The organism is Streptomyces sp. 3214.6 (assembly GCF_900129855.1).
In the GTDB taxonomy this organism is placed as follows: domain Bacteria; phylum Actinomycetota; class Actinomycetes; order Streptomycetales; family Streptomycetaceae; genus Streptomyces; species Streptomyces soliscabiei.
In genome coordinates, this window is the sequence record NZ_LT670819.1 from 1,335,617 (window position 1) to 1,355,846 (window position 20,230).

Annotated in this window: 19 protein-coding genes and 1 pseudogene; 7 read left to right on the top strand and 13 right to left on the bottom strand. The window is 73.0% G+C overall.

What is annotated here, in order from left to right:
• Window positions 1-169 precede the first annotated feature (169 nt).
• Window positions 170-2,749 (top strand): CHAT domain-containing protein, encoded by a 2,580-nt coding sequence (locus tag B5557_RS06005; RefSeq protein ID WP_079664615.1) that lies wholly within the window; start codon window positions 170-172, stop codon window positions 2,747-2,749.
• Window positions 2,750-2,778: 29 nt separating this feature from the next.
• On the opposite strand, the gene B5557_RS06010 is transcribed toward B5557_RS06005, so the two are convergent.
• Window positions 2,779-4,818 (bottom strand): LuxR family transcriptional regulator, encoded by a 2,040-nt coding sequence (locus B5557_RS06010; RefSeq protein ID WP_173877642.1) that lies wholly within the window; start codon window positions 4,816-4,818, stop codon window positions 2,779-2,781.
• Between the two features lie 78 nt (window positions 4,819-4,896).
• Here B5557_RS06010 and absR1 point away from each other — a divergent pair, with 78 nt between their 5' ends.
• On the top strand, window positions 4,897-5,982 hold the full coding sequence (gene absR1, locus B5557_RS06015; protein ID WP_079658140.1) for a beta-glucuronidase AbsR1: 1,086 nt from the start codon (window positions 4,897-4,899) through the stop codon (window positions 5,980-5,982).
• 109 nt (window positions 5,983-6,091) lie between these two features.
• Here absR1 and B5557_RS06020 read toward each other — a convergent pair whose 3' ends face one another.
• The 10 genes from B5557_RS06020 to B5557_RS06055 all read right to left on the bottom strand — a co-directional run bounded on the left by B5557_RS06020 (window position 6,092) and on the right by B5557_RS06055 (window position 14,931).
• Window positions 6,092-7,468, bottom strand: a complete 1,377-nt coding sequence (locus B5557_RS06020) for an NtaA/DmoA family FMN-dependent monooxygenase (protein WP_079658141.1) — start codon at window positions 7,466-7,468, stop codon at window positions 6,092-6,094.
• Between the two features lie 19 nt (window positions 7,469-7,487).
• Window positions 7,488-8,717: an LLM class flavin-dependent oxidoreductase gene (locus B5557_RS06025; protein ID WP_079658142.1), complete on the bottom strand. Its 1,230-nt coding sequence runs from the start codon at window positions 8,715-8,717 to the stop codon at window positions 7,488-7,490.
• Between the two features lie 112 nt (window positions 8,718-8,829).
• Window positions 8,830-8,961 (bottom strand): putative leader peptide, encoded by a 132-nt coding sequence (locus B5557_RS46135; protein ID WP_399321506.1) that lies wholly within the window; start codon window positions 8,959-8,961, stop codon window positions 8,830-8,832.
• An 11-nt stretch (window positions 8,962-8,972) separates the two neighbouring features.
• Window positions 8,973-9,722: a GNAT family N-acetyltransferase gene (locus B5557_RS06030; RefSeq protein ID WP_079658143.1), complete on the bottom strand. Its 750-nt coding sequence runs from the start codon at window positions 9,720-9,722 to the stop codon at window positions 8,973-8,975.
• The gene (locus tag B5557_RS06035) at window positions 9,722-10,747 is read right to left on the bottom strand and encodes an ABC transporter substrate-binding protein (protein ID WP_079658144.1); all 1,026 of its coding nucleotides are present in this window, start codon (window positions 10,745-10,747) and stop codon (window positions 9,722-9,724) included. Before B5557_RS06035 ends, B5557_RS06030 begins: the two co-directional genes overlap by 1 nt.
• Window positions 10,748-10,828: 81 nt before the next feature.
• Window positions 10,829-11,641 carry an amino acid ABC transporter ATP-binding protein gene (locus B5557_RS06040; protein ID WP_079658145.1) on the bottom strand — a complete coding sequence of 271 codons (813 nt, stop codon included), beginning with the start codon at window positions 11,639-11,641 and terminating at the stop codon, window positions 10,829-10,831.
• On the bottom strand, window positions 11,638-12,618 hold the full coding sequence (locus B5557_RS06045; RefSeq protein ID WP_079658146.1) for an amino acid ABC transporter permease: 981 nt from the start codon (window positions 12,616-12,618) through the stop codon (window positions 11,638-11,640). Before B5557_RS06045 ends, B5557_RS06040 begins: the two co-directional genes overlap by 4 nt.
• A gap of 491 nt (window positions 12,619-13,109) precedes the next feature.
• Window positions 13,110-14,009, bottom strand: a complete 900-nt coding sequence (locus B5557_RS06050) for a glutathione S-transferase C-terminal domain-containing protein (RefSeq protein WP_079658147.1) — start codon at window positions 14,007-14,009, stop codon at window positions 13,110-13,112.
• A gap of 149 nt (window positions 14,010-14,158) precedes the next feature.
• On the bottom strand, window positions 14,159-14,281 hold the full coding sequence (locus B5557_RS45870; protein WP_331716824.1) for a putative leader peptide: 123 nt from the start codon (window positions 14,279-14,281) through the stop codon (window positions 14,159-14,161).
• Window positions 14,282-14,430: 149 nt separating this feature from the next.
• Window positions 14,431-14,931, bottom strand: a complete 501-nt coding sequence (locus tag B5557_RS06055) for a DoxX family protein (RefSeq protein WP_079658148.1) — start codon at window positions 14,929-14,931, stop codon at window positions 14,431-14,433.
• Window positions 14,932-15,210: 279 nt separating this feature from the next.
• Between B5557_RS06055 and B5557_RS06060 the strand changes: the two are divergent.
• Window positions 15,211-15,360, top strand: a pseudogene (locus tag B5557_RS06060) (3-hydroxyacyl-CoA dehydrogenase family protein); the annotation flags it as partial.
• Between the two features lie 69 nt (window positions 15,361-15,429).
• On the opposite strand, the gene B5557_RS06065 reads toward B5557_RS06060, so the two are convergent.
• Both B5557_RS06065 and B5557_RS06070 read right to left on the bottom strand, forming a co-directional pair.
• Complete coding sequence (locus B5557_RS06065) at window positions 15,430-16,359, bottom strand: carbohydrate kinase family protein (RefSeq protein WP_079658149.1); 930 nt, start codon at window positions 16,357-16,359, stop codon at window positions 15,430-15,432.
• Window positions 16,356-17,060, bottom strand: coding sequence for a class II aldolase/adducin family protein (locus tag B5557_RS06070; protein WP_079658150.1), 705 nt, complete (start codon window positions 17,058-17,060; stop codon window positions 16,356-16,358). The genes B5557_RS06065 and B5557_RS06070 overlap by 4 nt, the downstream gene beginning before the upstream one ends.
• Window positions 17,061-17,118: 58 nt before the next feature.
• On the opposite strand from B5557_RS06070, the gene B5557_RS06075 reads away from it, so the two are divergent.
• From B5557_RS06075 to B5557_RS06090, 4 genes are all read left to right on the top strand, one after another.
• Window positions 17,119-17,775 carry a TetR/AcrR family transcriptional regulator gene (locus B5557_RS06075; RefSeq protein WP_079658151.1) on the top strand — a complete coding sequence of 219 codons (657 nt, stop codon included), beginning with the start codon at window positions 17,119-17,121 and terminating at the stop codon, window positions 17,773-17,775.
• A 99-nt stretch (window positions 17,776-17,874) separates the two neighbouring features.
• Window positions 17,875-18,231 carry a hypothetical protein gene (locus B5557_RS06080; protein ID WP_079658152.1) on the top strand — a complete coding sequence of 119 codons (357 nt, stop codon included), beginning with the start codon at window positions 17,875-17,877 and terminating at the stop codon, window positions 18,229-18,231.
• 131 nt (window positions 18,232-18,362) lie between these two features.
• Window positions 18,363-19,586 (top strand): hypothetical protein, encoded by a 1,224-nt coding sequence (locus tag B5557_RS06085; RefSeq protein ID WP_107472560.1) that lies wholly within the window; start codon window positions 18,363-18,365, stop codon window positions 19,584-19,586.
• Entirely contained in the window at window positions 19,586-20,110 is a 525-nt protein-coding gene (locus B5557_RS06090) for a hypothetical protein (RefSeq protein ID WP_159424333.1), read from the top strand. The genes B5557_RS06085 and B5557_RS06090 overlap by 1 nt, the downstream gene beginning before the upstream one ends.
• Window positions 20,111-20,230 lie beyond the last annotated feature (120 nt).

Below are 20,230 nucleotides of genomic sequence, written 5' to 3' on the forward strand. Positions count from 1 at the left end.
CGCCCCCTCGTCGCGCCCCCTGACCACGTCTCCGCCCGCACCGAGTCCGTTGACACGACGTCCAATTGTTACTGGTGGATACGCCGCCGAACGGGTGTGGCGTGCAGGCCGGAGCACTACCATCCGTGGAGTGACAGCGGGAAACGACTCGGTTCTCGAACTGCTGCCGATGGTGTTCGCTGCCCCGGGCGAAGCGTTGTCGCGGGCGGAAGGACTGCTCGACACCGATCCGACGCCGTTGCACGCCTCGGTCGCCCACCAGGTGATCGGCATCTGGCAGCGGGACTGGGGCGACATGCGGCTCGCCCTGGACCATCTGCGGCGCGCCCGCGATCTCGCGGCGCGCGCGGACTCCGCCGAGCGGGAGGCGGACGTCCTCGGCACACTCGGCGTTGCCCTGGTGCACGCGGGCCGCACCCGGCAGGGACTGACTGCGTTCGAGCAGGGGGTCGAGCGCGGCACGGGTCACACCCGCGCGCGCGTGCTCTACCGGCGGGCCTACTCCTTGTGGGTGCTCGGCCTGCATCGCGAGGCCCTGGAGGACGTCCGCCGGGCGATACCCGTACTGCGCGGGGCGGACGACGTCATCTGGACGGCGCGCGCCCTCACCCTGCGCGCCACCGTGCACCTCGCTCTCGGAGCGGTGGACCGGGCCGAGGCCGACTTCACGGCGGCCGAGGCGCTGTGGGAGACCACCGGCCAGGAGCACGACAAGGCGGACGCGGTGGAGAGCCGGGGCCTGGCCGCGTTCCGCTCGGGGGACGTCCCGGCGGCGCTGAGGCTCCTCGACGAGGCCGAGGAGCGCTACGCCAAGCTCGGCACACCGACGTTCATGCTCAACATCCGGCGCTGCGAGGTCCTGATGGCGGCCGGGCTCGCGCCGGAGGCACTCGCCGAGGCGGACGCGGCCATAGGGGTGCTGGACGGCATCGGCGGCCAGTCCACCCGCAAGGCGGAGCTGCTGCTGGCGGCGGCGAAGGCGGCGCGGCTCGCGGGTGATCCGGGGACGGCGATCGCGCGCGCGGCGGTGGCCGAGCGGCTCTTCGCGGGGCAGCGGCGCACCTGGTGGGAGGCGCACGCGCGGCTGGTGCTGATCGAGGCGCGGGTCGCCACCGGGCGCGCCTCGGGCCGGCTGGTCGCGGACGCCGCCAGGCTCGCCGAGCGGCTCGCCGCGTTCCAGGCGCCGGCCGCACCGGAGGCCTGGCTGCTGGCGGGCCGGATCGCGCTGGAGCTGAACTGGCGGACGGACGCCGAGCGGTATCTGCGGATCGCCGCCCGCAGCCGGCGCAGCGGCCCGCCGCTGGCGCGGATGACGGGCTGGGCGGCGCAGGCCCTGTGGGCGCGGGCGACCGGCTCGGGCCGGGGCGTGCTGGAGGCCTGCCGGCGTGGGCTCGACGTCCTGGACGACCATCGCACGACGCTGGGCGCCTCGGAGTTGCGGGCTCGGGCCACCGCCCAGGGCGCCGAACTCGCCGCGCTGGCCCAGGAGGTGAGTCTGGAGCGGGGCGGGCCGCGGCGGTTGCTGGTGTGGAGCGAACGCTGGCGGGCGACGGCGCTGTCGACGCCGCCCACCCGGCCGCCGGCCGACCCGGCGCTGCTGAGCGGACTGACCGCGTTCCGGGTGATCGCCGCCCGAGCGCACGCCGCCCGGATGGAGGGCAGGCCCGTGCCGACGCTGGAGCGTGAACAGCGGCGTCTGGAGCGGGAGATCCGCTCCCGGACCCTGCACATCCGCGGGGTCGCTCCCTGGGGCGGCGACCGGTTCGGCGGCGACCGGTTCGACCCGGGCCGGCTGCTGGAGCGACTCGGCGCGGGGCGGCTGGTCGAACTCGCCGTACTGGACGGGCGGGTTCAGGTGCTGCTGTGCGGGGGCGGGCGGGTGCGCCGATTCGCGGGCGGGCTGCTGGCCGAGGCGGAGCGGGAGGCCGAGCACGTCCAGGCCGGGCTGCGGCGACTGGCACACCCCGGGGCGGAGGGCCGGCTGCCGGTGGTGGAGGCGGCGGGACGACGGCTCGAGGAGCTGCTGCTGGGCGAGGCGGCGAAGCATCTGGGCCCGGGTCCGCTCGTGGTGGTGCCGCCGGCCCGGCTGCACCGGGTGCCGTGGGCGGTGCTGCCGTCGCTGCGGGAGCGCGTGGTGAGTGTGTCGCCGTCGGCGAGCGGCTGGCTGCGGGCGCGGGAGACCGAGCCGCCGCCGGGCGGCCGGCAGGTCCTGGTGCGCGGGCCGGGGCTTGCGACCGGCGGCGCGGAGGTGCCGGAGGTGGCCGGGCGGTACGGCACGCCGGTCGTGCTGGAGCACGCCGACGCCCAAGTGCCGCGGGTGCTGAAGGAGTTGGACGGGGCGGCGCTGGCGCACATCGCCGCGCACGGCACGTTCCGCGCCGACAGCCCGATGTTCTCGTCACTGCGCATGGCCGACGGTCCGCTGATCGTCCACGACTTCGAGCGGCTCGCCCGCAGCCCGTACCGGATCATCCTCTCCAGCTGTGACACCGCCCGGCTCGCCTCGGTCGGCGCGGACGAACTCCTCGGCCTGGTCACGGCGTTGCTGCCGCTGGGCACGGCGGGCGTGGTGGCGAGCAGCGCGCCCGTCAACGACGCGGCCGTGGTCCCGCTGATGCTGGCCCTGCACAAGGGCCTCAGCGCGGGCCTGTCCCTGGCGGAGGCCCTGCGGGACGCGCGGGCCGCGCTGCCGGAGGACGCGCTGCACCAGGCGACGGGCTGGGCGCTCACGGCGTTCGGCGCGGCCTGAGCCCGTGGGCCCGGCCGGTTCAGGGCGTCTCAGGCGGGCTGTTCCACCAGCCACGGCAGGGCCCCGCGGTCGCCGGCGCCGAGGCGGGTGTAGGCGCCGTAGAGGTGGTTGCCGACGGTACGGACGGACAGGGTGAGCCGTTCCGCGATCTGCCGGTTGCTGAGACCGGCCGCGGCGAGGGTGACGATCTGCCGCTGACGGGCGGTGAGTTCGCCCAGGACCAGACCCGACAGCGCCGGGGTGCGGGCGCCCTGGCAGCGCCGGGCCAGGGCGACGGCACGCGTACGGGCGGTGCGGGCCGCACTGGGGTCGCGATGGGCCCGTACGGCCTGCGCGTGCGCCTCGGCCGCGAACAGGAGGAAACCACGCTCCTCAAGCTCCGCGGCCACCATGTCCAGGGCGGAACCGTCACCCCGCGCGAGCGCACGCGCGTGCCGGCCGAGAACACCGTCGGCCGACAGCAGCCATACGGCCCGCTCGGGCACACCGAGCCGGACGGCGTCGTACGCGGAATACGGGTTGGAGGTGGAGTAGGCGTCGAAGGCGGAGTAGGCGTTGTGGCCGGATTCGGGGACGTGGCCGGAGTCGGGGTCGTGAGGGGGCCGGGGGGCGCACGGCGCGGGCGGGATTTGGGGCGCGTCGGCGTCATGGCCGGTGGACCGGTCAGGGTCGGCGGGATCGACGCGGGGCGCGGCGCCCGTGGACGGGCCCTGGCCCGCGCAGGTCGCGATGGTTTCGAGGGCCTTGAGGGCCGTGTCGAGGTCGCCGCGGGCGGCGGGTGGCCAGGCGGCTGTGCCGGGGTGTTCGGCGAGGGGGTCGACGAGTGCGCCCGTCTCCCCCGACTGGGCGGCGGACAGGGCCAGTTCGGTGCGGCAGGCATGGTCGTGCGGGGCCTCGGCCAGACCCTCCCTCGCCCAGGCCGCCGCCTCGCGCAGTTCTCCCCGCAGCCGTGAGAACCGCGCGCGGACGGCGGCGTACCACGGCGGTACCGGTTCCCCCTCCGCGACGAGCCACTCCCCCACGGGCGTGGGCGTGGTGCGGACGTCGGCCCGCTCGATGCGGCGGGTCAGCCCGGCCGCCTCGGCGGCGAGGGCAGGTGCGACGGGCCGCCGGCGGCCGGAGAGCCGCCGTGCGCGCAGTCGGCCGGCCGAGGCGCGCAGAACCGGGCCGTGCAGGGGGTGGGCCAGCCGGACGCTCGTGTCGTCGGCGGCGACGTCGAGGAGGCCGTCCGTCTCCAGGCGTTCGAGGATCAGCAGGTCAAGGGTGTCCGCCGGCAGCGGCAGGGGTTCGGCGAAGGCGAGGCGGTCGAGGGCCTCGCGTTCGTCGGGGCAGGTGCGGGCCAGGACGGCGGCGGCGCGTTCCCGCAGGGCCGGGGTCACCGGGAGCCGGCCGCGCCACGTCCATGCGTCGCTGTCCGCGCCCCGGGTGAGCACGCCCTGCTCGCGCAGCGCGTCCAGCAGGTCGCGCAGGAGGCGCAGGTCGCCCCGGCACAGCCGCAGCAGACGGTTGACGGTGAGGGGCTCCGGCGGTCCGCCGGCGCCGGCCGTGAGGAGCTGGACGCTCTCCTCGTGGGGCAGGGGCTGAAGGGCCAGACGGGGCAGCAGTTCGCCGGTCCACAGGCGGGAGACGGCGGCGGGCGCGGGGACGCCGTCCGTGACGAGGACGAGCAGACGGGTGCGGCCCTGGACGGCCAGCTGGTGCACCAGGGCGGCGGAGGCGTCGTCCAGCAGATGAGCGTCGTCCACGAGCAACAGCCGTACTCCGGAGAGGAGTTGGACGGCACGGTGCAGGGTGACGCCCTCGGGGAGAAGAGGGGCGAAGGCGGCGAAGGGCAGGGCACGCATCTGGGGGGTGCCGGCCGCTCGGGCGCAGTCGGTGCCGCGGACGGCTTCCATGGCGAGGCGGGTGCGGCCGCAGCCCGCCGGTCCCGTGATCACGATGCCCGGCCGGCCCCCCGCCAAGGCGCGGCGGACGAGCTCCAGTTCCTCGTCCCGGCCGGCGAACGGCCACAGCGGTCGCAGGGGCTCGGCGTGCGGTTCGAACGTCGTCACATCTACTGGAGTCGGCATACTCACGCCTGATACAGGGCGACTTGAGTAGCCCTCGACTCAGGCCCCGGACGGGTTCCGCACGGCACTGTGGAGCCCATGACCGCCCGCTACTGCTCGCTCGCCCGGGAGTCGGCCCCCGCCTTCGCGCCGGGGCTGGCCGCGGAGCGGCTCGGCGCGCTGATGAGCGGGCGGCGGATGTGGGTCAACGGAACCGTGCTGCACTACTGCTTCTTCGACGGCGAGGGCGACGGGTCGGTCATTGCCGTGCCGGGCGGCGGGGGGACCCGGTGGGTGTCGTGGGTGGGCGGCGAGGACCAGCGGGAGGTCGTGCGCGACTGCTTCCGCGAGTGGCGGGAGCTGGGCATCGGGGTGTCGTTCGCCGAGGTCGCCGACCGCTCGGAGGCGGAGCTGCGCATCGGCTTCCAGCCGGGTGACGGCTCCTGGTCGGCGGTGGGCCGGGACGCGCTGACGGCCGGTCGGGGCGAGCGCACCATGAACTTCGGCTGGGACCTGACCGCGCCCGGGGAACGTTCGACGGCCCTGCATGAGATCGGGCACGCGCTCGGCATGCAGCACGAGCACCAGAGCCCGTTCGCCGGCCTCCACTGGGACGACGAGGCGGTGTACGCCGATCTGGCGGGGCCGCCCAACCACTGGAGCCGGGAGCGGACCTGGTTCAACGTCCTGCGCAAGCTGGACCCGGCCGAGGTGAACGGGTCGGTGTGGGATCCGCAGTCCGTGATGGAGTATCCCTTCACGGCGGGGCTGATCCTCGAACCGGAGCAGTTCCGCGGCGGTGTGCATCCGCCCGGCGCGCTGTCGCCGCTGGACAAGGAGTTCGCGCTCGGCTGGTATCCGCCGCTCGACGCGCCGCGCCCGCCCGCGCTGGTGCCGTTCCGTTCGGTGGCGCTGACGCTGGGGCCGGGCGAGCAGGCCGACTTCACCGTCGAGCCGCCTGAGACCCGCGAGTACACCTTCGGCGCCTTCGGGGAGAGCGACTCGGTGGTCGTGGTCTTCGAGGAGCGGGACGGCGAGCCCCGCTTCCTGGCGGGACACGACGACGGAGGAACCCCGCACAACGCCACGATCGGGGCCCGGCTCGTCCGGGGCCGCCGCTACTTCGTCCGCGTCCGCCTGTACTCCGGCTGGGGTTCGGGCGAGACGGCCGTCATGTGCTGGTGAGCCGCAAGGCCACGTGGAGACCGCAGTCCGGCGCCGGGGGAAGCGCCAGGGCCGTCACCTTCGGGGGAGGGTGACGGCCCTGGCCACACCGGCCGGGGTCACGGTGCTCCTATGAGGCCGCCCGCTGGGCCGCCTCCGCCGTGTCGGGGTGGGCGAGGCCGAGGTGGTCCCGGAGCGTGGTGCCCTCGTACTCGGTGCGGAAGACGCCCTGTTCCTGGAGGAGGGGGACGACCTTGTCGGCGAACGCGTCGAGGCCGCTCGGGGTGATGTGCGGGACGAGGATGAACCCGTCGGCTGCGTCGGCCTGGACGTAGTCGTTGATCGTCCGGGCGACGGTCGCCGGGGAGCCGACGAAGTTCTGGCGGTTGCCGGTCTCGATGACCAGATCACGGATCGACCAGTTGTTCGCCTCGGCGAGTTCCCGCCACTCGCGGGCGGTGGCGAGCGGGTCGCGGTACATACGGACCTGGGCGCGCCCTCGGGCGATATGGCTCTCGCCGAGGTCTGGGTCGATGTCGGGCAGGGGCCCTTCCGGGTCGTAGCCGGACAGGTCCCTGTTCCAGACGAACTCCAGGTGTTTGAGGGCGGTCGCGCCGCTGACCTGCTGGCGGCGCACGTGCTTGGCGAGCTCCTCGGCCTCGGCGTCGGTGTCCGCGAGGACGAAGCTCGCGGCGGGCAGGATCAGCAACTGGTCGGCATGGCGGCCGTACTTGGCGAGGCGGGACTTGACGTCGGTGTAGAAGGCCTGGCCGGCGTCGAGGGTGGCGTACCGGCTGAAGATGGCGTCGGCGCTGGAGGCGGCGAACTCGCGGCCCTCGTCGGAGTCGCCGGCCTGGAAGATCACCGGACGGCCCTGGGGGCTGCGCGGCACGTTGAACCGGCCGTGGATGTCGAACTGCCGCCCCTGGTGGACGAAGGCCCCGGCCTTGGCGTCGCTCAGGAACGTTCCCGTGCTCCGGTCGGCGACGATCTCGTCGCCCTGCCAGGAGTCGAAGAGTTCGTGGGCGGTGGTGAGGAACTCCTTGGCGCGGGCGTAGCGCTCCTCCTGCGGGAGGAAGCCGCCGCGGCGGAAGTTCTCGCCGGTGAAGGCGTCCCAGGAGGTCACGACGTTCCATGCGGAGCGGCCGTCGGAGAGGTGGTCGAGGCTGGCGAACTGGCGGGCCACCTCGTAGGGCTCGTTGAAGGTGGAGTTGATGGTGCCGGTGAGGCCGAGGCGGTCGGTGACGGCGGCGAGGGCGGCGAGGATCGTGAAGGTGTCGGGGCGGCCGACCACGTCCAGGTCGTATATCTGACCGCCCTGTTCGCGCAGGCGCAGGCCCTCGGCGAGGAAGAGGAAGTCGAACTTGGCGCGTTCGGCGGTTCGCGCGAAGTGGGCGAAGGAGCTGAACTCGATGTGGCTGCCGGCCCGTGGGTCGCTCCACACAGTGGTGTTGTTGACGCCCGGGAAGTGCGCGGCCAGGTGGATCTGCTTCTGCGGCTTGCTCATGGTGGGTTCTCCCTCCCGCTCAGGCGGTGGCGATGGCGGTCGCGGTCGCGGCGGCGTAACGGTTGGCGGGGCGGGTCAGGCCGAGCAGCCCGCGCAGGGTGTCGGCCTCGTAGGTGCGGCGGAAGGCGTCGCGGCGCTGGAGTTCGGGGACGAGGCCCCGGGTGATGGCGGGGAGGTCATGTCCTGCGACGGCGGGGCGCAGCCGGAACCCGCTCAGGCCGGTCGCCTGCAACTCCTGTAGGAGATCGGCGAGTAGGGCGGGCGTGCCGGCGAATATGCGGGCGTCGCCGGTGTACTCCTCGCCGGCGAGGGCGTCGAGGCGGTCGCGGCGGGCGGCGGCCTCGGCCGGGTCGTCGTCGAGGAAGACGACCAGGTCCCCGAAGATGTGCAGCGGCTCGGCGGCCCGCCCCGCAGTCTGCTGTTCGGCGCGGATCTCGGCGACGATCGCCCGGGCGTGGGCGGTGTCGTGCGGGGTGACGTAGCCGACGTCGGCGGCGCGGGCGACCAGGCGGTAGGGGATCGTGTCGTGGGCGAGGGCGGTGACCAGGGGCTGACCCTGCGGTGGACGCGGCGTGATGGAGGGGCCCTTGACGCTGAAGTGGCGACCCTCGAAGTCGATGTAGTGGAGCTTGTCGCGGTCGATGAAGCGGCCCGTGGCCACGTCCCGGATCTCCGCGTCGTCCTCCCAGCTGTCCCAGAGGCGGCGGACGACCTCGACGTAGTCGGCGGCCTCGTCGAACAGGTCGGTCACCAACTCCTGGGTGTCGGGGGCGTCGTAGGCCTCGATGCGGGGGATCGTGCGGCGGCCGAAGTGGGCGGCGTCGGTGGGGCGGGCGGTGATCTGGACGCGCAGGCCCGCGCGGCCGGAGCTGACGTAGTCGAGGGTGGCGATCGCCTTGGACAGGTGGAACGGCTCGGTGTGGGTGGCCACCACGGTCGGGACCAGGCCGATGTGACGGGTGAGCGGGGCGATGCGCGAGGCGATGAGGACCGCGTCGAGACGGCCGCGGACCTGGTCGGTGCGGTCATCCGGGTCCAGGAAGTGCGAGGACTGCGGGCCGAGGCCGTCCTCTATGGTCACGAAGTCGAGCAGGCCGCGCTCGGCCTCGGCGACCAGGTCGGCCCAGTATCCGGCGGTGAACAGCTCACGGGGGCGGGCGACGGGCTCACGCCAGGAGGCGGGGTGCCAGCCGGTGCCGTCCAGTGCGACGGCGAGGTGCAGAGGGGAAGAGGAGGAGGTCGAGGACACGAGGGTGCCTTCCTGGAGGTCCGTACGAGAGCGCCGGCCCACACCGGAAGAGGGGCGCAGCGGTGGGGAGCGCAGCGAGCCGAGGGTCCCCGGCCGAAGGCCGGGGGACGTTTCAGGAGCTACAGAGCGCGCCGGCCACGCGCTGGAGGTCGATGTGGGGCCGGGAGTGGAGGTGCACGGCGTGGCATATGTGGATCACGGCCCGCCCCCTCCTTCGCCGGGCGCCGGACGGCGCCTCACACATCTCGTCAACAGTCACAACGCCCCGGCCTCACCGGATGTTCCCGGTGTGCGCACCGACGCGATGGTCGAGCGGCGGCGCAGGGTGAAGCCGAGGGATTCGTAGAGGCGGATCGCCGGAGTGTTGTCGGCGGCGGCGTGCAGGAACGGTGTGTCGCCACGGTCGCGGATGCCGTCGGCGACCGCTCGGATGAGCCGGGTGCCGAGGCCCCGTCCACGGTGGGCGGGGTCGGTGCAGACGGCGCTGATCTCGGTCCAGCCGGGCAGCCGGAGCCTTTCGCCGGCCATGGCGACGAGGCGACCTTCGTGCCGGATGCCGAGGTAGGTGCCGAGGGCGACGGTCCGTTTCAGGAACGGGCCGGGCCGGGTGCGGGCGATCAGATCCAGGATCTCCGGCACGTCGTCGGGTCCGAGCGGCACCGCCTCGGGGGCGGGTTCGGTCCACAGTGCGGCGGTCGCGACGAGTTGGACGCCCTCTCCCCGGCCCACGACGTCCCAGCCGTCGGGAACCCGGTCGACGGGCTTGATCCGTACGGTGGTTCCGGGTCCGGCGAGGGTGTGCAGGTCGGCCCAGGCGGCCGGGTCCGCGGGGTCCGCGAGGGCGGCGAAGGCGTAGACGTCCGCCGGATAGCGGGCGGCCAGGCCGACGCTCCCGCAGCCTTCGGCCGGGGGTACCCCCATCTCGCTTCGTTCGGCGAGGTGGGCGTGGGGGCCGGTGAGGGCCGCCCAGACCGCGTTGTCGAGGGGGTGCGGGTGAGTCGTCATCAGGAGTCGGTCAGGGGCAGGCCGGGCGGGTTGATCTCGGACTTGGCGACGGCCTCGGTGGAGAGGTTCCAGGCGGCGAGCCACTTGGCGTACTGACCGTTGTCGATCAGGTAGTTGATGGCGTCGGCGAGAGGCTTGGCGAGGCCACTGTCCTTCTTGGCGGTCGCCGCGATCAGGCCCTGCAGGCTCGCGCCCGCACCGGAGTAGGTGCCCGCGTTGGCCGTGGGGTTGGGCGTGCTGGCGGTCTGGGTGACGTGGTAGGCGACGGCCGGGTTGGGGCTGAGGTAGGAGTCGATCTTGCCGCTGCTCAGCGCGAGGTAGGTGCTGTTGTTGTCCTGGAAGTACTTGACGGTGAGCTTCTTGCCCTCGCTCGCCAGCTTCTTCTTCCACTCCAGCAGGATGCGCTCCTGGTTGGTGCCCGCGCCGACCGCCACGGTCTTGCCGGCGAGGTTCTCGTAGTTGCCGTCGAACTTCCAGTTGCTGGACTTCAGCGTCTCGAAGCCGAGGTTGTCCTGCCGGTAGGAGGCGAACTCGTACTTCTTCTTGCGCTCCTCGGTGTCGGTGACGTTCGAGAAGGCGACGTCGACCTTTCCGCTGTCGATGCCGACGAAGAGGTTCTCCCAGGTGAACCGCTTTGTCTCCGGCTTCAGGCCGAGAACCGTGGCGACCAGTCGGGCGAGGTCGGGCTCGGCGCCGGTGAAGGTCTTCTGGTCGCTGCCCACGAACCCGAGCGGCGCGGAACCGGACGGCAGGCTGCCGCTGCCGATGACCAGCTTGCCGCTCTTGCGGATGGCCTCGGGGAGTTCGGCGCTGATCGACTTCACCTCCGCCACTTTCAGGGTGGTCTCCTTGGCGGCGCCGTTGGAGGCCTGGCCGATGGTCACCGTGCCGGAGGCGGCGCTGTCGGTCGTGGTGGCGGCGTCGCTCTCACCACCGCAGGCGGCGAGCCCGGTGGCGAGGGTGGCGACGGCGGTCGCCGCGGTGATGCCGCGCATCAGGCTGCGTCGGGTGAAATGGGCAGGCATGGTCGTTCCTTTGTCCGATGAGGCGATGAGAGAAAGAAGGGAGAAAGAAAAGGGAGCGCGAGAGAGCCGGGTGGGGCCGGGTCAGAGCACCTTGCTGAGGAAGTCGCGGGTCCGTTCGTGGCGCGGGTTGTCCAGGACCTCGCCGGGCGGACCCTGTTCGACGATCTTTCCGCCGTCGATGAAGACGACCCGGTCGGCGACCTCGCGGGCGAAGCCGATCTCGTGGGTGACGATGACGAGGGTCGTGCCGCTGGTCGCCAGGTTCTTGATGACGGCGAGGACCTCGCCGACGAGTTCGGGGTCGAGGGCGGACGTGGGCTCGTCGAAGAGGATGACGCCGGGGCGCAGGGCGAGGGCTCGGGCGATGGCGACGCGCTGCTGCTGGCCGCCGGAGAGTTGCCGTGGGTAGGCGCCGGCCTTGTCGGCCAGGCCGACCCGGTCGAGGAGTTCGGCGGCCAGCGCCCGGCCCTCGGGCCTGGACAGCTTCCCGGTGGCCACCGGGGCGGCGGCGACGTTGTCGAGCACGGTCAGATGCGGGAAGAGGTTGAAGTTCTGGAAGACGAAGCCGATGCGGCTGCGCTGGGCCAGGATGGCCCGTTCGCTCAGCTCGCGCAGCCGGTCGCCGTGCCGGCGGACGCCGATCGGCTCGCCGTTGACACTGACGTAGCCGATCTCCGGCTTCTCCAGGTGGTTGATGACCCGCAGCAGGGTGGACTTGCCCGAGCCGGACGGGCCGAGGATCACGGTGACCTCGCCGGGCCGCACGGTCAGGTCGACGCCGTCCAGCACCCGGTGGGCGCCGTACCACTTGTGCACGTCGTGCACCTCGACGGCGGCGGGCGTGGCGTCGGCGACGGGCGCGGCCTCGGCGGCGGTGAGTGTCTCGGCGGTCATACGGCGGCCTCCCTGCGCGCACGCTCGCGAAGGTCTCGCAGGCCGGCGCGCAGCTTCTGCAACGGGGTCGGCGGCAGGGAGCGCGTGGCGCCCCGGGCGTAGTGCCGCTCGACGTAGAACTGGACGACGGACACCACGCTCGTCAGGATCAGGTACCAGACGGTGACGACGAGCAGCAGCGGCACGATGTCGCCGGGGTAGGTGGAGCCCATGCTCTGCGCGGAGCCGAACAGGTCGAGCAGCGACACGTAGAAGACCAGCGAGGTGCTCTTGATCAGGCCGATCAGCTGGTTGACGTAGTTCGGGGTGATGGACCGCAGGGCCTGCGGGAAGACGATCCGGCGGAACTGGTAGCCCTTGGGCAGTCCGAGCGCGGCGGCGGCCTCGTGCTGGCCCTGGTCGACGGAGAGGATGCCGCCGCGGACCACTTCGGCCGCGTAGGCGGCCTCGTTGAGGCTGAGGCCGACGACCGCGACCACCATGTCGGTGGCGAGCCGGGACTCGTCGAAGGTGAAGAAGGCGGGCCCGAAGGGGACTCCCACGCTCAACGTCTTGTACAGGGCGCTGAAGTTGTAGAGGAACAGCAGGACCACGATCAGCGGGACGGACCGCAGCGCCCAGACGTACGTCCAGCTCGCGGCGCGCAGCACCGGGCTCTTCGAGAGCCTGGCGAGGGCGAGGAGGATTCCGCCGAGGAGGCCCAACACGGCGCTCCAGGCGGTCACTTCGAGGGTGATGAGCAGTCCGTCGAGGATCGTCGGCCGCAGGAACCAGTAGCCGAAGCGGTCCCACTGGTAGAAGGGGTTGGAGACCAGTCCATGGACGAACTGGGCTATCAGGACCAGGGTGACGGCGGTGGCGATCCAGCGGCCCGGCCTGCGCAGCGGTTGCACGCGCTGGGCGCTGAGCTTCGTTTCCGGCGGGGGGTCGGCGGCGGGTGCCTCGGCGAGGGTCACGGCGCCTGGGGGTTCACTCATGAGGAGCTCCGGCGGGAGTGGGACACCCCGGGGGCACGGCGGTCGTGGACGGCCGAGGCGCGTCGCGGGCAGGGCTGTGGGGAGGCGCTCTGCGTCGGGACGCGGGCAGGCACGGCGCACGGATGCGTACGACAGAACCGGGGTGGGGCGGACAACGGCACACCGCTCGGGCGGTGTTCGTCAGGAACGCGGCGGCGGGGCGAAGGCTGGTGGGAGGGGGGTCAGCCCTGACAGCCCCGACAGCGGGCACGGCCCGGTGCGGTACACAGTGCGCTGTTCACACGGAGGAGGTCGACGGCGCGGTTGGCGACGAGGATGTCGAGGTACGGCCGTACGCAGCCACGGGGGCGGCGCGGCGCCGTCCGAGGAGCTGCGTACATGTCCGTCACCGTCACTGTTCCGGCCCGTGGGGCCCTCGCGCTTGTCGAAGGGTCATTACTTAAGACAGTTGCCCGAACGGATGTCAACGCCCGTCCAGTGGGTGGACCGACTCAGGGGCGGTTGACCTGCGGTCGGGTCTCGACGCCGTCCGCCGCGTGGGTCTCCCAGTCCAGGATCTGGACGGCCGCGCCGGCGGCCTCCAGGCCCTGACAACGGGCGTGGTGGCGGCGGGCGATGGCGTCCAGGTCGAGGTGGGCGCCGAAGGCCGGGTGGGCGGCGAGCCGGCGGGCGTACGCCCACAGGGCCGGATGTCCGGCGATGCGCTGCACGGCGGCCGCGTCGAGGTGATTGCGGTGCACGGTGTCGAGTTGGACCAGTGTGACCCACAACTCGACGTCGGCCGCAGTGATCTGATCGCTGATCAGATACCGGTGGCTGCCGAGGCCCTGTTCCAGCACGCCGAGCGTGGTGAGCAGCGTACCGAGGGCGGCGGCGCGCTCCGTCTCGTGCGCGTCGGCCGCTCCGGCGCGCTGTGCGGCCGCCTCGATGCCCTGCGCGCACATCCGCTCGACGGCCTCGATCTGCGACTCGGCGCCGCAGGGGTACAGCGTGGGCCGACCGGCGCCGAAACGCCGGGCGAGGTCGCGGGCGATGTCGGGGCCGTGGCTGCTGACGATGCGCCCGGACCAGTCGTCGCTGAGCACGGGCGCGAGGGCGGGTCCGGTGTACCGATGCGCGCTGGCGTCGTACAGCGGGCGCAGCGCGCTGTGACCGCCGTCGGGACAGTCCGGTTCGGCCGGCAGGAAGGTGACCGGGCAGGCCTCGTCCAGGCCGAGGAGGCTGTGGGTGACGGCGATGCGCAGACAGTCGGGGTCGGCCGCTGCCAGGTACAGGCGGTAGCGGCGGGGCACGGCGTAGTGGCCGCTGCGCGCGTCCCGGCCGATCCGGCCCCGGAAGGCGGGGGCGGGCCGGGCGGACGGGTGGGCGGCGGCCAGTGGTGTGACGGACATGACTCTCCCCGGGGGCGGGCGCGCTGAGGAGGTGCGCGCGGCGGTTGCGACGTCGGGCGGGAGGGTGTGGCGCTCGTCCCCGCGCGCGCTGGACGAAGCGGTGCGGGTGCGCCGCGTGGGCGGTTCGGCGCGGGGACGGGCCGGGGCTCTCAACCCGCCAGGGGGATCGCGCTGCAGACCCGCTGCAGGTCGATGTGACGGCGGGAGGTGAGAAGGGGCGACGACCACGCCGTGCGGCTCGCTCGGCTGGTGACCGGCTCTACGCGCCCCATTGTTTCCCTACCTGTTCACTAGGATTCCCGAATCGAGTGTCGATCCGCCTGGAGCGCCCGTCAAGGGGGCGTCCACCAGGTGAGTACCGGGTCGCCAGACGAGTACCGGGCGTACCCTTTCCGCCGGCCTCAACCTGGCCCCCGCGGCCTCACGTTGTCTTCTGCGGGCGCCAGAACACGGCCAGGAGGCCGGCCGTCGCGACGATGCCCACTCCGAGCACCACGCCGGCGCCCGCCCATCCGGTCACGGCGATGTCCGCGGCCTCGTCGATCGCGTACTCCCCCGGACCCCACGCCCCCAGCGCCACCGCGAGGACGCCCAGGACGAGGACGTACTCGTAGCCCTCCTTGAACACGAAGAACCCGTTGCGCCGGTGCGCGAGCAGCCCGGCCACCAGCATCACGGACAGCACGGCCGCGCAGGCCAACGGTGTGAGGAGGCCGGCCAACAGCAGGGCCCCGGCGCCCAGTTCGGTCAGGACGCTCAGCCAGGCCTGCAGTCGCGGCCGGGTGAGGCCGAGGCCGCCGAACCAGCCCGCCGTGCCGGTGATGCCCCCTCCGCCGCGCCAGTGGTTCCAGCCGTGGGCCACCATCACCACGCCGAGAACGACCCGTACGAGCAGCAGAGCGGTGTTCGAAGCCTCACTCATCCCCACGTCCCCTTCTCCGTCGACAGCGCCTCACACCCGGCGAGCGCTCCTCGACGGAGGCGAGGACATTCAGGTGGTAGGCCGCAGCGGTACGGCCGACGCCCGTGTGGTGCCCGGCGCCCGCCTGTTCGTGGCGTACCACCCGGGGGGCTCCGCTGAACATGGAGGCGAGGTCGGCCAGACCCTCGGTTCCACGGCCGCGGCGGGCATCCGGGCGTTCCCGGCAGTCGCCGCGCAGCTTCCACCAGCACTTCGACGGAAAACACGAGCTGCTGCTCGGACACCCTGACCGTTATCGCCGAGGTGATGTACGCGGATCTCAAGGACCCGCTGCACGCCCCGCCGCCCCTGCTCCTACGGATGGTCGAGGCGGGCCCGCTGGGCCGGAAGGCGGGCCGGGGCTTCCATGGATACGCCCAGGAAGACTAGGGGCGCGGGGCGCTGACATGTGCGGCTCCGCCGCGTGGGCGCGACCGGCCCCCACGGCGTCGTACCCGCTCACGCATGGGACTTGGCAGACGAGGCGAACGCATCGGCCCCCGCCAGATCGAAGTCACCGTGATCACTGCCGAGCCCCTGCGCGACGAGCGCGGCAGCGGCACTCCCCAGTACCGCCGCATCACTCGGCGTACGCCCCAGAGCGACCCCCCGCAGATACCCCGCCGAGAAGGCGTCTCCGCACCCGGTGGTGTCGACGACGTCGACGACGAAGGCGGGGACGGGTTCCGCTCCGTCGGCCGTCACCACGAGCGCGCCCTCGGCGCCGCGGGTGACGGCGACGACGCCCGCTCCGGCGTCGAGAAGCCTGCGCGCACCCGACAGCAGGTCGCTCTCGCCGGTGAAGCCGAGAACCTGGTCCTCGTTGGGCAGCAGATGGTCGATGTAGGGCAGGGCCGCCTCGATCTGCTCGAAGCTGCCGAGGACGCCGGGGGCGAGCAGGTCCACGGAGGTGACGACACCGTGTTCCCTGGCGTACGACAGGATGCGCGTCGCGACGTCTACGCCGATCAACTCCGGTCCGCCAAGGTGCAGATGGGTCGCCTCGGCGAGGGCTTCCCAGGGGACGTCGTCGAGGCCGTAGGTGATGTTCGCGCCGAGGAGGTGCAGCGAGGGGCGGTCACCGTTGGGCCGGATCGGCAGAACGCTCGCGGAGGTGGCGGTGTCGGTGCGACGGACGAGGAACTCGGTGTCGACGCCCGCCCGGCCGAGCAGTTGCACCAGCATGTCGCCGGTCGGGTCGGAGCCGACGGCGCCGGCGCTGCGTACCTCGGCGCCCAGCTTGGCGAGGGTGAGGGCGGTGCCGCCGGCCGTTCCGGCGGCGGTCATCCGGATGTCCTCGACCAGGGTCGCGCCCTGCCCCTCGGGTATCTCCTCCACGGGCCGTACCAGCACGTCCAGCACGTGCACGCCCATCGTGAAGACCTTCATCTGCCTTCCCCCTTCGTCGGCTGTTCGTCCTGTGCGGGTGGTACGGGGTGGGTGGTGCCGTAGTCGCGGGCGATCGCCGCCTCGATCACGGCGAGTTGCTGCTGTTCGTCGAGGACGCGGGGACGGCCCATGGCTGCCGCGCGCTGGTAGACACCGCAGGCCCATTCGAGGAGCAGGGCGTTCTCCACGGCCTTGTCGAGGGTCGTGGCGTGAGTGACCGCGCCGTGGTTCGCCATCAGGGCGGCGCTGCGGCCGTCGAGCGCGGCGATCACCGACTCGGCGAGTTCGGGGGTGCCGAAGGTGGCGTACGGCGCGACCCGCACAGTGCCGCCGAGGGCGAGCAACTGGTAGTGGATACAGGGCAGTTCGTCGAGTACGCAGGAGACGGCGGTGGCCATCGGAGCGTGGGTGTGGACGATCGCGCCGGTGCCGTAGCGGCGGTAGACGCCGAGGTGGAGCTCCAGTTCGGAGGTCGGTTGGACGCTCCCGGCGACGAGGTTCGCGTCGAGGTCGACCACGGTCACCTGGTCCGGGGTGAGCCGTGCGAGGACGGCTCCGGTCGCGGTGACCGCGACCCGGTCCTCGACGCGCACGCTCACGTTCCCTGCCGTGCCGATGAGGAGGCCTTCGGCCCCCAGGCGCCGGCAGGCGTCCGCCACGGCGGCCCGCTCATCGGTCAGCGCCGAACTTGAGGCGGTCATGGGCGCGAAGGTAGCGTAAACCTGAAACAAAGTCACGTTCAGGTTTGGAGGCAGCTCCTTGGTCCAGGCGAGCGCGAGTCCCGACGGTGGCGCTCCTCTGCGCCGCACTCCCCGGCAGGCGCGCAGCAGGGCCCGTCTGGCCCTGGTGCTGGAGGCCGCCGAGCGCATCCTGATCGGCGAGGGCGTCGAGGCGCTGACCACGACGCGGGTCGCGGCCGAGGCGAAGGTTTCGGTCGGCTCGCTGTACCAGTACCTCCCCGACCGTGGGGCGATCATCGACGCCCTGGCGGCGGGCTACTTCGCGCGCCTGGAAGGCGTCATGGACGACCTGGTGGGGACCGCGTCGAGGGAGCGGTGGGACGATCCCGTGGGCGTCCTGATCGATACGTACGCCGGGGTGTACCGCACCGAACACGGCTTCCGCGCCCTGTGGTTCGGCAGCGGACTGACCGAGCGGACGCGGGCGGCGGACCGCGAGCACAAGCGCCGGATGGCCGACGGGATCCGCCGGGTCCTGCTCGCGCTGGGTGTGGCCCCCGACGACGAGGCGCTCGCGCGGGCCTGCCACGCCGCGATCCTCGCCGCCGACGCCCTCGCCCAGGAGGCCTTCCGGCGTGCCCCGCAGGGTGACACCGACCTCCTCGACGAGGCGAAGGCGATGCTGCGCGGTTACCTCACCGAGGTCGTCGCACGTCAGGGACGGCGGCAGCCGTGACGCGCGCGGAAGTCGGTGGCCGCCGTACCGGGCCGGTCGCTACCGTCGGAGCCCGTTACCGGCCGCACCGGCGGTCGCCGCACCCGGAGAGCGATTCCCGTGACCAGGCAGCACCGAGCCACCACCACTCTGTGGCGCCCCACCGGCCCCAAGGAGCTGGCGTTGGTGCGCGACCTCGACTGGCACGCCTGGCCGCCCCGCCTCCCCGAGCAGCCGATCTTCTACCCGGTCCTCAACGAGGAGTACGCCGTCAGGATCGCCCGGGACTGGAACGTCAAGCACGACGGCGCGGGCTACGTCACCCGGTTCGAGGTCGACTCGGAGTTCCTGCGCAGGTATCCGGTCCGGCAGGCGGGCGGGCGGACGATCCTCGAACTGTGGGTGCCGGCCGAGGAGTTGGCCGAGTTCAACGCTCATGTGGTGGGCAGGATCGAGGTCGTTCACGAGTTCCTGTGACGTCCGGCGGCCGCTGCTGACGGCCGCTGCAAGGTTTCCGCAAGGTCCCGGCAGGTCTTCCGTCCATCGGCAGGGGCAGACGCCCGGCTGAACGGGCCGGATCGGGCCCGCACGGGACGACGGGGGACTTCATGTCGGCGTTGCGGAAGAGTACGGAGCCGTCGGTCGAGGAACGCGAGTGGCGGACGCTCGTCGAGCACAAGCTGGTGCTGGTCGTCGTGCACACCCTCACCTACGGCAAGCGGCTGGTGGACGTCCTGTCGCTGCTGGAGGCCGACTTCAGAGTGCAGGTGGTGTTCACGGCGCCGCCGCACGTCTTCGGCGACGAGGTGCCGGGCTTCCTCAAGGGGCTGGGGGGCGCGGTGCTGCCGTGGGAGGAGGCGGTGCGGATGAGGTTCGACCTGGCTCTCGCCGCCGGGCCGCGAGGCGTGGAGAAGATCTCCGCGCCGTTGATCACGCTGCCCCACGGGGCCGGCTATCTCAAGCGTCTGGTGTCGGTGCCGCACACGGGCGTGGCCGGACTGCGCCGCCAGGACCTCGCCCCCGGCGGACGGCTGCCCGCCGCCGTGGCGATGCCCCACCACGCCGAGCTCGCCGACCTGGAACGGCACTGCCCGGAGGCACTCCCGCTCGCCCATGTGGTCGGCGATCCCGCGCACGACCGGATCGCGGCGAGCCTGCCGCTGCGCGCCCGCTACCGCAGCGCCCTGGGGCTCTCGAACGGCGAGAAGCTCGTGGTCGTCGCCTCGACCTGGGGTGCGCGCTCGTCCTTCGGCCGGTTCGAGACGCTGCTGCCCCGGCTCATCACCGAGCTGCCCGCCGGGCGGTTCCGGTCCGTCGTCCTCGTCCACCCCAATGTGTGGTCGGGGCACGGTTCCTGGCAGGTGAGGGCCTGGCTGGCGCGCTGCGCCGAGCGGGGGGTCGCGCTCGTTCCCCCGGAGGCGGACTGGCGGGCGGTGCTGATCGCCGCGGACTGGATCATCGGCGACCACGGGTCGGTGACGCTGTACGGCACGCTCACCGACGCCCCGATCCTGCTGGCCAGCTCACCGGAGCCGGAGATCAACCCCGCCTCGCCCGCCGCCGCCCTCGCCGTGACCGCGCCCGCGCTGTCGCCCACCCATCCGCTGGTCGGCCAGCTCCGGTACACCGCCGCCGAGTACCGCCGGGAGGAGTACGCGGCGATCGCCTCGCGACTCACCTCGGAGCCCGGCCGCTTCAACCGCAACATGCGGCGACTCATGTACCGCCTGCTGGGCCTAGGCCAGCCCGCCCACGAACCGCGGACCGTGCCGCTGCCGGAGCCGCCGCCGCTGGACACCTGGGCGCGGGGCCGCCGGGGGGTGTCGGCGTGATGCGCTTCGTGTCCGTCCGGGTGTGCGCGCCGCCGCCCTGTCCGCGGGGGCCGCGCCGGGGCACGGCGCCGCACCTGGCGCTGCGCATACGGTCGGCCGGGAGAAGTTACGACGTGCTGGCCCGGGTCGGCTGCACCGAGCCCGGCCCCGACCGGCCCATGGCCGGCGTGGACGAGCACATCGCCGGCGTGGACGAGCACGTCGCCGTGGGCGTCGGTCCGGGCCCCGAAGCCCGGTGGCCGGCGTGTGCCGATGTGCTGCACGAACGGTGCCCGCGCCCGTTCGCCGAGGCGGCACGCCGGCTGGGCGCGATCACCGCCGCCCATCCGGGCTGCCGGCTGGCCGCCGCGCCGCTGACCGGGGGCGGCTGGGCGGTCACCGAGGCCACGAGCCGGAGGGTCGTCCGGCTGGCGTCCCAAGTGCCGCCGGATCGCGCCCTGTTGGCGTCCTGTCTGCATGCCTGGCTGGTGGCGGGCCACACGCTGGCGGACATCGAGGACATCCGCGTGCTGTACGACGCCTGAGCACGAGTGCGCGGGCGTGCACGCCGAGGGCGTGATGCGAAAGCGGCGTCGTTCGGGCCCGGAGGGCGGGGCTCGTGGCAGCTCCTGCGGTGCACCGCGAGGCGGCGCGAGCCGGATTGG

Bases quoted from the DNA above. Each gene is read 5' to 3' on its own strand.
- B5557_RS06005 (WP_079664615.1), top strand. From the start codon at position 170: ATGGTGTTCGCTGCCCCGGGCGAAGCGTTGTCGCGGGCGGAAGGACTG.
- B5557_RS06010 (WP_173877642.1), bottom strand. From the start codon at position 4,818: ATGCCGACTCCAGTAGATGTGACGACGTTCGAACCGCACGCCGAGCCC.
- absR1 (WP_079658140.1), top strand. From the start codon at position 4,897: ATGACCGCCCGCTACTGCTCGCTCGCCCGGGAGTCGGCCCCCGCCTTC.
- B5557_RS06020 (WP_079658141.1), bottom strand. From the start codon at position 7,468: ATGAGCAAGCCGCAGAAGCAGATCCACCTGGCCGCGCACTTCCCGGGC.
- B5557_RS46135 (WP_399321506.1), bottom strand. From the start codon at position 8,961: ATGTGTGAGGCGCCGTCCGGCGCCCGGCGAAGGAGGGGGCGGGCCGTG.
- B5557_RS06030 (WP_079658143.1), bottom strand. From the start codon at position 9,722: ATGACGACTCACCCGCACCCCCTCGACAACGCGGTCTGGGCGGCCCTC.
- B5557_RS06035 (WP_079658144.1), bottom strand. From the start codon at position 10,747: ATGCCTGCCCATTTCACCCGACGCAGCCTGATGCGCGGCATCACCGCG.
- B5557_RS06040 (WP_079658145.1), bottom strand. From the start codon at position 11,641: ATGACCGCCGAGACACTCACCGCCGCCGAGGCCGCGCCCGTCGCCGAC.
- B5557_RS06045 (WP_079658146.1), bottom strand. From the start codon at position 12,618: ATGAGTGAACCCCCAGGCGCCGTGACCCTCGCCGAGGCACCCGCCGCC.
- B5557_RS06050 (WP_079658147.1), bottom strand. From the start codon at position 14,009: ATGTCCGTCACACCACTGGCCGCCGCCCACCCGTCCGCCCGGCCCGCC.
- B5557_RS45870 (WP_331716824.1), bottom strand. From the start codon at position 14,281: ATGGGGCGCGTAGAGCCGGTCACCAGCCGAGCGAGCCGCACGGCGTGG.
- B5557_RS06055 (WP_079658148.1), bottom strand. From the start codon at position 14,931: ATGAGTGAGGCTTCGAACACCGCTCTGCTGCTCGTACGGGTCGTTCTC.
- B5557_RS06065 (WP_079658149.1), bottom strand. From the start codon at position 16,359: ATGAAGGTCTTCACGATGGGCGTGCACGTGCTGGACGTGCTGGTACGG.
- B5557_RS06070 (WP_079658150.1), bottom strand. From the start codon at position 17,060: ATGACCGCCTCAAGTTCGGCGCTGACCGATGAGCGGGCCGCCGTGGCG.
- B5557_RS06085 (WP_107472560.1), top strand. From the start codon at position 18,363: ATGTCGGCGTTGCGGAAGAGTACGGAGCCGTCGGTCGAGGAACGCGAG.
- B5557_RS06090 (WP_159424333.1), top strand. From the start codon at position 19,586: ATGCGCTTCGTGTCCGTCCGGGTGTGCGCGCCGCCGCCCTGTCCGCGG.